General features: G+C 71.4%; 7 protein-coding genes and 1 pseudogene. 4 read left to right on the forward strand and 4 right to left on the reverse strand.

The annotated features are described in order from the left end of the window. Positions 1 to 195: 195 nt before the first annotated feature. Together RB628_RS37595 and RB628_RS37600 are read right to left on the reverse strand one after the other, a co-directional pair. The gene (locus tag RB628_RS37595) at positions 196 to 1041 is read right to left on the reverse strand and encodes an RNA polymerase sigma factor SigF (protein WP_318325136.1); all 846 of its coding nucleotides are present in this window, start codon (positions 1039 to 1041) and stop codon (positions 196 to 198) included. 164 nt (positions 1042 to 1205) lie between these two features. After that, a complete protein-coding gene (locus tag RB628_RS37600; RefSeq protein WP_318325137.1) occupies positions 1206 to 2399 on the reverse strand; it encodes a PP2C family protein-serine/threonine phosphatase in 1194 nt (397 codons plus the stop codon). Positions 2400 to 2565: 166 nt separating this feature from the next. Between RB628_RS37600 and RB628_RS37605 the strand changes: the two are divergent. Next, a pseudogene (locus RB628_RS37605) lies at positions 2566 to 2733 on the forward strand (2-pyrone-4,6-dicarboxylate hydrolase); the annotation flags it as partial. A gap of 70 nt (positions 2734 to 2803) precedes the next feature. Continuing rightward, positions 2804 to 4348 (forward strand): fused MFS/spermidine synthase, encoded by a 1545-nt coding sequence (locus RB628_RS37610; RefSeq protein ID WP_318325138.1) that lies wholly within the window; start codon positions 2804 to 2806, stop codon positions 4346 to 4348. 232 nt (positions 4349 to 4580) lie between these two features. Here the strand turns inward: RB628_RS37610 and RB628_RS37615 are convergent, their stop codons facing one another. Then, positions 4581 to 5003 carry a peptidase inhibitor family I36 protein gene (locus RB628_RS37615; protein WP_318325139.1) on the reverse strand — a complete coding sequence of 141 codons (423 nt, stop codon included), beginning with the start codon at positions 5001 to 5003 and terminating at the stop codon, positions 4581 to 4583. A gap of 121 nt (positions 5004 to 5124) precedes the next feature. Next, a complete protein-coding gene (locus RB628_RS37620) occupies positions 5125 to 6042 on the reverse strand; it encodes a hypothetical protein (RefSeq protein WP_318325140.1) in 918 nt (305 codons plus the stop codon). A gap of 705 nt (positions 6043 to 6747) precedes the next feature. Between RB628_RS37620 and RB628_RS37625 the strand changes: the two genes are divergently transcribed. Together RB628_RS37625 and RB628_RS37630 are read left to right on the forward strand one after the other, a co-directional pair. Further along, entirely contained in the window at positions 6748 to 7920 is a 1173-nt protein-coding gene (locus tag RB628_RS37625; RefSeq protein ID WP_412180789.1) for a hypothetical protein, read from the forward strand. A gap of 214 nt (positions 7921 to 8134) precedes the next feature. After that, on the forward strand, positions 8135 to 8935 hold the full coding sequence (locus tag RB628_RS37630; protein ID WP_318325141.1) for a serine/threonine protein kinase: 801 nt from the start codon (positions 8135 to 8137) through the stop codon (positions 8933 to 8935). Positions 8936 to 9102 lie beyond the last annotated feature (167 nt).

The raw sequence follows: 9102 nt of genomic DNA on the forward strand, positions 1-9102 counted from the left end.
GACTATGACCCCCTCCGGGGAGATCGTCTCCCACGCTGTCACAGATCGTTTCCCCGCCGTGCGACGCCGGCCGAGCCTGCGGAAGGGGTGCCCCGGCCACCAACTCGCCGAGGTGGAGGGCAGTTTCGTCGGTGCCCCCACACCCCAGCCAGGCGCCCCACGATGACCAGCCACCCACACACCCCGGGCGCCCTCTCAGCGACTGGTTAGCATGCCTTCCCGCAACCGCGTGAGGGTACGAGAGAGCAGCCGGGAGACATGCATCTGCGAGACGCCCAGGAATTCGCCGATCTGGGCCTGGGTGAGTTCCTCGACGAACCGCATGTGGATGATCTGCCGGTCCCGCTCATCGAGTTCGGCGATCAGCGGGGCCAGGACATGGAAGTCCTCCACCAGCTCCAGCGCCGGGTCCTCGGCGCCGATGAAGTCCTGCAGCGCCGCTTCGCCGTCCTCGCTCCCGCTGATCGTGGCGTCCAGGGAGGAGGAGTTGTAGCCGTTCGCGGCGAGGCGGGCCTCCCGTACCTCTTCCTCGGACAGGCTCATCAGCTCCGACAGTTCCCTGACCGTGGGGTTGCGGCCCAGGCGGCTGCGGAGTTCCTCGGTGGCGCGCGCGAGCTGGACGCGGGCTTCCTGGAGCCGGCGCGGAACGTGGACGGCCCAGGTGGTGTCACGGAAGAAACGCTTGATCTCGCCGACGATGTAGGGGATGGCGAAGGAGGTGAACTCCGTCTCCCGGGACAGGTCGAACCGGTCGATGGCCTTGATCAGACCGATCGTGCCGACCTGGACGATGTCCTCCATCTCCTCCGGCCCGCGGCTGCGGAACCGGCTGGCCGCGAAGCGGACCAGGGACACGTTCATCTCGATCAGCGTGTGCCGCGCGTAGCTGTACTCCGGCGTGCCCTCCTCAAGCACCGCCAGCCGGCTGAAGAAGAGCTTGGACAGCTGGCGGGCATCCTTCGGCGCCACCTTGCTGGGATCGGCGACCTCCGGCAACTCGCACACCTGCGTGTCCGTCGTGGTCACAGTCATGAGCGCCATGACATGTCCCTCCCATCATCGAAGCCAACAGCGCGTCGGCCGAATGCAGCCGACGCCTCGGCGCGAGTACCCCCTCATTGTGCGTCCATGCGCCCCACTCGCACGAACGAAGAAGGCACCACACTCGCAAAAAACACCCGGAACAGCATCACGGCTGCCGCGGCTCATCGCCGCGGGCCCGGGCTGGATCCGGCCGGTGTGCGCCGACTGCCGTGCCAGTCCAGTATCAGGACCGTGGCGTCGTCCTTGAGGCTGCCGTGGCAGGCGTCGAGCACCGCGGCGGTCAGGCTACGAACGGCTTCTCTCGGGTGCACCGCACGGGTGTGGTGCACGACCGAGGCCAGGTCGACGGAAGCGGCACCGCGCTCCTGCATGCCGTCGGTGAGCAGGATCAGGCGGTCTCCGGGACGCAAGTGCAGTTCCTGAACGCGGTAAGGGGTGGGTGCCGCCACACCGAACGGCAGGTTGACGGCGAGTCCGACCTCCTCGACGGTGCCGTCGCGCAGCCGCAGTGGCCAGGGATGGCCGGCGTTGACCAGTTCGCAAAGGCCTGTTTCGAGGTCGACGCACAGCAGCTGTCCGGTGGCCAGCCCGCGGCTGTGGTTCAGCAGGGCCTGGTGGGCGTGGTCGGCCTGCTTGATGGCGTCACAGCCGGTGCGGCGGGCCTGCCGCAGTGCGCCGACCAGCAGGGTGGCCAGCAGAGCGGAGTCCGTGTCGTGGCCCATGGCGTCGGTGATGGACAGGTGCAGGGTGTCGCGGCCGAGGGCGTAGTCGTAGGTGTCGCCGCCGATGTCGTCGGCCGGCACCAGCCCGGCGGCAAGGGTGAACTGGGACGCCTCGCAGCAGGAGGCCGAGGGAAGCAGCTGGTGCTGGATCTCCGCGGCCAGGCTGGTCCTGGTGGTGCGCCGGCCCAGGTGGTACAGGTCGGTGAAGCGGCGGTCCGTGACGATGACGTAGGCCAGCGCGTGTGCCGCGTCACCGATCTGCCGGAGCACGGTGTCGTCGACGGCCTGCAGGGTCGCCTCCAGGACGCCGATGCAGTCGCCGCGGTTGGTGACCGGCGTGATGACGCGCCGTCCGCCCTGGCCGTCCCCTTCCACATGCTGGCGCTGGCTGCGCAGAACGCGGTCGTAGACAGTGCTCTGCAGGTCGATCGGCTCAGCCTGGTCCGCGCCGTCACCGTCGGCGGCGGCGAGCCGTACCAGCCGCTGACCGATGAGGTCGACGAACAGGAACGACACCCGCTCCGCACCGAACCGCTTCTGCAGGTCGTGTGCCACCACGTCGACGGACTCTCCGGGCGGGGCCGCCTCCGCGGCGGCCAGCAACTCGCCCAGTTCCAGATCTTCACCCTCCACGACAACCTCCTATCGGCTGCCGCAACTTCTTCCCCGTATCGCCGCGTCGTCACCTGACACGTCCGTCTTGGCTGGTCAGGGCACCAGAGGCGGTGGCCTTCGCACCGCGGATCCCCACCTCAACCGGTCAGCCGGCCGGCCGGGGCAGGGCAGGGCAGGGCACTTGATGGGACGCCCGGACGTGACCCAGCCGGTGGACGGGCCGCAGTTCACCCGATTCCTGCGCTTCGTCGACACCAACGACGTGTGGGTGAAGGTGAGTTGCCCCGAGCGCCTCAGCGTGACCGGACCCGCCGCCCTGGACGGCGAACGGCACGCCTGCACCGACGTCGTCTCAAGGCTGACGGCGGCCTGTTCACCGTCCGCCGAACAGCGCCTGTGCGGTCGCTGAGCCGCATGCGAGGATGTCGCCCGTGACCGAATCGTCGTCCTCGCCCGTCGCCGAGGACCCACCTCGCGACCACGGCCTGGGGTCCCGTGCCGCTGCCGCGCTTGTGTTCGGGTCCTCGGCCGCGGTACTGGTCGTCGAGATCGTCGCCCTGCGGCTGCTGGCCCCTTATCTCGGTCTCACCCTCGAGACCAGCACCATCGTGATCGGCATCGCCCTCACCGCGATCGCCCTCGGCTCCTGGCTGGGTGGGCTCATCGCCGACCAGGTCAACCCGCGTCGGCTCATAGGCCCCTCGCTCGGGGTGTCGGGAGCGGTCGTCGCGCTCACCCCCGCCGTGCTGCGCACCACCGCCGAGTGGGCACCGGCGATGCTCCTGCTGATCGCCTCGCTGACCATCCTCGTGCCGGGCGCGCTGCTCTCCGCGGTGACGCCGATCGTCACCAAGCTGCGTCTCACCAGCCTCGCCGAGACCGGAACGGTGGTCGGCCGGCTGTCCGGCGTCGGCACCGTCGGCGCCATCTTCGGCACCGTCCTCACCGGCTTCGTCCTGGTGTCGCGGCTGCCGGTCAGCGGCATCCTGATCGGCCTCGGCACACTGCTGGTGGCCGGCGCGGCGCTGGCCGAGTGGCGAACTCGCGGGTGGAGCGGCACCCCTGCCCTCACCCTCGTGGTCGTCGCCGGCGGCCTCGCCACCACGGTCGCGCCCGGCGGCTGCGACACGGAGACCAAGTACCACTGCGCACGGGTCGTCGCGGACCCCGACCGGGCCGGCGGCCGCACCCTCGTTCTGGACGGCTTGCGGCACTCCTACGTCGACCTCGACGACCCGACCCTCCTGGAGTTCGGGTATGTGCGCGCCATCGCGTCGGTGGTCGACGCCGCCTTTCCCGAAGGGGAGCCACTCGTCGCCCACCACCTGGGCGGCGGCGGGCTCACCTTTCCCCATTACCTGGCGGCCACCCGGCCCGGGACCCGCAGCCTGGTGTCCGAGATCGACAACGGGGTCGTACGCATCAACCGCGACCGGCTCGGCCTGAAACCGGACGCCGGTATCGACGTACGCACCGAGGACGGCAGGCTCGGCCTGCGGCGACTGGCCTCCGCCAGTCGCGATCTCGTCGTCGGCGACGCCTTCGGGGGTGTCAGCGTGCCGTGGCACCTCACCACGGCGGAGGCGATGAGCGACGTACGGCGGGTGCTCGACGAGGACGGCCTGTACGTCGCCAACCTCATCGATCACGGTGGGATGGCCTTCGCACGTGCCGAAGCAGCCACCCTCAGCGAGACCTTCGAGCACGTGGCCCTCCTCGGTGAACCCGCCGACATCGGCCTCGACCCGACCGCCACCGCCGACGGCGGCAACCTGGTGGTGCTCGCCTCCGACCGTCCGGTCGACCTGCGCGCGGCCCAGGAAGCGCTGAACGCCCGCCAGACCGGCTGGAAGATCGCCACCGGCGACGACCTCACCTCCTGGATCGGCGACGCCCGACCGCTCACCGACGACTACGCACCCGTCGACCAGCTCCTCCAGCCCTCCACCACACGCAGCAGCCGGTGACAGGACACACGACCCGGTCCTGGCGGCGCGCCAGGACATGACCGGGCCCGGCCGCGGGAGTCGCGGCCGGGCCCGGTGGCGGGAGGTGACGGGGCTCAGTACAGGCCGGTGTAGCCGCTCCAGCCGGTGGCGATCCGCGTCTCCGTGCCGAAGGTCGCGGACGCCGTCGCGTTCCAGCGCCACAGGGCGCCCGCGCTGTCCCGGCCGAGCAGGTCGGGCCGGCCGTCACCGGTCAGCAGGGGCCGTTCACCCAGAGGTTGGCCTCGCCCTGGTCGTTCGCCACCTCGTCCCACTTGTTGCCCCAGCCCTTGTCCAGGCAGAAGGAGTTACCGCCGTAGCCGTTGTCCGCGTAGACCTCCACGGAGCTGTACGAGCTGCCGGTGCCGTTGTTGAACCAGGACGAGTCCTCGTGGGCGATGTACCGGTTGTCGGTGTTCGACCAGATGGGATTGTCGTACTTGAACTTGGCAATGCCGGCGTCGGCGAGATCGTAGTTGATCCCCTTGTAGACGCACAGGTATCCCTCCGGGCAGTTGCCGGGATTTTCCCGGCTCCAGGTGGGCTTCGTGCCCCCGGCCTGGGCGGTGGTGGCGGCGATCGGAAGCAGGGTGACGGCCAGGGCCAGCCCCAGCAGGGCGCGCTTGGTGGTGCGCATGAGGTTCTCCTTCTCACGGGTTTTCTTGGTGGGTTTCCCGGTGGGTTCCAGCGGCGTGCGCCGGGGCCCACGCCCGGGCCGACAGCGGCCGGGCGTGCGGGTTCGGTGGGGCGGTGCGGCCTCAGCCGGAGCCGACGACGGAGCGGGCTCGGCCGAGCGCGGTCGTGACCGCCCGGGTGTAGTAGCGGGTCTGGCGCGCGAACTCGTGACGCGCGGCGTCCCGCACGTGCTCCCGTTGCAGACGGGTGCCGGTCCTGGCCAGGCCGGCCGCGCGGTTGCACTCGGCGTCGGCGACGGCGACGGTCACCTCGCGCTTTTTCGCCTCCCCGGCGGTGCGGGACCGGTTCTCCTTCGCCACGGCGCCGATGGCCTCCGAAGAGCTCGGATAGGCCAGCCCCCGTGCCTTCATACAGGCCCTCCAGTCGGCCAGCGCCCTGGTGTACGGGGGTTCCGCCACGACGTCGTCGAAGGTGACGTACTCCAGGTTGACCACGGCCACCTTGGCCTCGGTCCAGTCGCGCAGATCGCCGTAGAGCCGTTGGCGGGCGTCGGCCTGGCAGCCGTCGGCGCTGGTGAAGATCTGGCCGCGACCGGGCGCCGGGACGACGATCGCGGCATGGTCGGTGCCGTTCAGGGCGCGGTCGAACTCGGCCTGGCGCTGCGGCGGGAGGGAGGCGAGGTAGCGTGCCTGGGGACTGTTCTCGGCGGCGGCCTTCCCGCCCCGGTCACCGGAACGGGCCGCCTCGGCCAGACCGTAGCCGTGGCCGCGGGCCCAGGCGACGTCGTCCAGCCCGAAGCGACGTGTGGGCGCCTCGCTGCGCGGCCCGTCCGGGTCGAGCCCGTACTGGAAGCCCTTGTCCCGCATACAGCCGGTGATCAGCCGCTGCTCGGCCTCGCCGAGGAGCTTGCGCTCCGCGCCGGTCAGCCCGGTGCGCAGCCGGCCGCCGGCGTCCTCGGACGGCCGGTCGGCGGCGGAGCAGGCCGTGACGAGCAGCAGGCCCGTGACGGCGAGCGTCCGGAGCAGATCCTTTCCGCTCATCGGAACTCCTCGTGTCGTGGATGGTGGTCCGCCGGGGTGACGGTCCCCGGCCCGGACGGAAGGCGTGACGCCGACCGATGCCGTGGGGCGCGGCCGGACGCTGCGGAACGTATCCGGGGCGCGGCCGGGTACGTCATCCGGAAGTTCGCGGAATGACGTCCTGCGTGCCGGTGCGGTACGGCCGACGGACCCGGCCCCCACGCGCCCCCAGGCCACCTGCACCCCGCCACCAGCCACCCCGTCAACTTCCGGATACCGCAAGGCCGGTGAGCAACCCAACGCGCTCCCGCCACCCACGACCCGTACGCGGACCACAACCCCGGACAACAGATGCCACCGCCCACAGCCCGGCCGGGCCCGGCCCGGCACAACCCCAGGCCACCTGCACCCCGCCACCAGCCACCCCGTCAACTTACGGATACCGCAAGGCCGGTGAGCCACCTAACGTGCTCCCGCCACCCACGACCCGTACGCGGACCACAGCCCCGGAGGACAGGTGTCACCGCCCATATGCGGGGACGCCCCGCCGCCACCGGTCCGAGCCGGGGAGCGCCGTCGCCGGCGCGAGGCTGCCCGGCGCCTGCCGGTGCCCGTACCACGACGCCACGGGGGCACGACCGAAAAGGGGAACCCACTGTGAACAGTCCGACCACCCACCACGGCGGTTCGGCCGCCGACCGGCCGCCGAACCGGCGCGGGACACGCCTGCGCCGACTCGGTGCCGTCTCCGCCGCCCTCGCCCTGGCCGCGACGGTCCTGGGCCTGACCGGGGCGGAACAGGCCACCGCCGCACCAGCAGGTGCCACACAGGCCGAGGTGCCTGCGGGCGTGACCGCCGGCGTGGCGGTCTTCGACCGTACGACCGGGACCTTCACCGAACGCCTCAACGAGACCCTGCGGTTCCGCTCGGCCTCGGTGGTGAAACTGCTCATCGCCCTCGACCACCTGCGCACCCACGACCCCCGTACCCTGGCCGCCGCCGACCGCACCCGGCTCGACTCGATGCTGCGCAACAGCGACGACACCGCGGCCAGCCACTACTGGGACCTCGGCGGGCGGACGGCGATCATCGACCGGACGGTGGCGCAACTCGGCCTGACCGACACCGCCAACCCGCCGCCCGGATACGAGGCAACCTGGGGATACGTGTCCCTGTCGGCCGCCGACACGGTGCGGATCTACCGGCACATCCTGGACACCGCCTCCGCGCCGGTACGCGACTACATGATGGGCAACCTGCGACAGTCGACGCGCTGCGGCACCGACGGGTTCGACCAGCACTTCGGCATCGCCGGCTCCTTCGAGCGGCCGTGGGCGGTGAAGCAGGGCTGGTCCGGCTTCGGCAGTTCCGGCGGCTGCACCCCCAGGCCGCCGACGACCGTCGCCGCCGCGACAGCGGCGCAGGGGTCCACGGCGGCGCAGCCGTCCGCGCAGCCGTCCACGGCCGCGGTCGATCTCACGCGGGAGGCTCTGCACACCACCGGCACGGTCGGGTCGGGCGACCGGACCATCGTGGCCGTGTTCACCCTGCACCCCGACGGCACCCCGTACGGCACGGCGTACACGGACGTCAACCGGCTCACCCGTTCCCTCACGGTGCCGGGCGCCGTCCGCCCGGCGGGAACCTGGTTCGGCACCTGGAGCTCGGGCGTGAAGGTACGCCCGCTGCCGACCACCGTCGACTCCGCTCCGCTGACGACGCTGCCGGCCGGCGTGGAGGTCCTGGTGAGCTGCCAGAGACTGGGCCAGGAGGTCAGCATTCCGCCATACACGAACGCGTGGTGGGCCTATCTCCCGCAGTACGGGGGCTACATGACCAACATCTACATCAGCTCGCCGGGGAACCAGCTCCCCGGCGTGCCCGTCTGTTCCTCGTAGGAAGCGCTGGACGAAAGGCGTAGGGCCGCACGTGGAACGGACTCCACGGGGCCCTGCACCTCCTTCCCCGTGCGTCGACCACCGGGCGGACGGCCGCCCCGGCCACCGGCGGAATCCAGCCAACGAGCGCGCAAACGAGCCTGCACGGGGTACCCCCGGGGCTACGATGCCCGGCGGCTTGACCGGCCGAAAACGGGGGAAGGAAAACCTGCCGATGAGCGGCATACTGATCCATTTGCCGTCAGCGCACCGCACGGAGCCGGCGACGACCCGGCGCCTGGGACCGGGAGAGGCGGCGCGCTTCGGCCGGGGCACGAAGACGCATCCGGTCGAACTGCTGCTGCCCGACCCGGCGGTCTCCCGGCTCGCCGGGGAGATCCGGGTGACGGAGGACCACTGGCAGCTCACCAACTTCTCCACCACCCACAGCTACCTGGTAGAGAACCCGGAAGGGGCCGGGGAGTACCTGAGGGTCCCGCCGCGCCGGTCCGGGGCGCCGATCCCGTTCGAGTTCGCCCGGGTCGTGCTGCCCACCCGGGGTTCCACGGTGAGCTTCCAGGTGTTCGCGCCCGACCACGTCTACCTCGACGCGGACGATCCCGGCGGCGCCTGGGGCACCCGTACCCTCAACGCCTACTCACTGGACGAGACCGCCACGTACTTCCTCGTGCTGGTGGCGCTCTGCGAACCGCGGCTGCGCGACGAGTCGGCCGTCTCCGTGCCGACCACCCCGCAGGTCGTGGAACGCATCCGCACCCACCCGGCGCTGACGCGGCTGACCGCGCGGGCGGTCAGCGCCCACATCGACTACCTGGCGGAGCAGAAACTGCGGGTGCGCGGGCCGCAGGACGTCGCCGACGCGGGCAGCGGCGCGCGCCGTACCGGCAAGCGCGAGGCCGTGGTCGGCGTCGCGCTGCGCTTCGGCCTGGTCCGCGAGGAACACCTGGCGCTGCTCCCACCCCGCGCCCCGGGCCTCCCGCTCCCGGAACCGGCACGGTCCGGGGGTCACCGGTGAGCAGTACGGGGGAGAAGTACGACGAGACGGTGGACGGGAGAAGCGGCGAACCGGATCACGGCGGAACGGGCGAGACCGACCACGGCCGGACCCACGAACCGAACCCCGCCGGAACCGGCCAGACCAACCACCACCAGACCCACGAACCGAACCCCGCCGAAACCGGC

It is taken from the genome of Streptomyces sp. ADMS (genome assembly GCF_033441795.1).
Classification (GTDB): Bacteria; Actinomycetota; Actinomycetes; order Streptomycetales; family Streptomycetaceae; genus Streptomyces.

Coding starts and splice junctions, on each gene's coding strand:
- RB628_RS37595 (WP_318325136.1), bottom strand. CDS start 1,041: ATGGCGCTCATGACTGTGACCACGACGGACACGCAGGTGTGCGAGTTG.
- RB628_RS37610 (WP_318325138.1), top strand. CDS start 2,804: ATGTCGCCCGTGACCGAATCGTCGTCCTCGCCCGTCGCCGAGGACCCA.
- RB628_RS37615 (WP_318325139.1), bottom strand. CDS start 5,003: ATGCGCACCACCAAGCGCGCCCTGCTGGGGCTGGCCCTGGCCGTCACC.
- RB628_RS37620 (WP_318325140.1), bottom strand. CDS start 6,042: ATGAGCGGAAAGGATCTGCTCCGGACGCTCGCCGTCACGGGCCTGCTG.
- RB628_RS37630 (WP_318325141.1), top strand. CDS start 8,135: ATGAGCGGCATACTGATCCATTTGCCGTCAGCGCACCGCACGGAGCCG.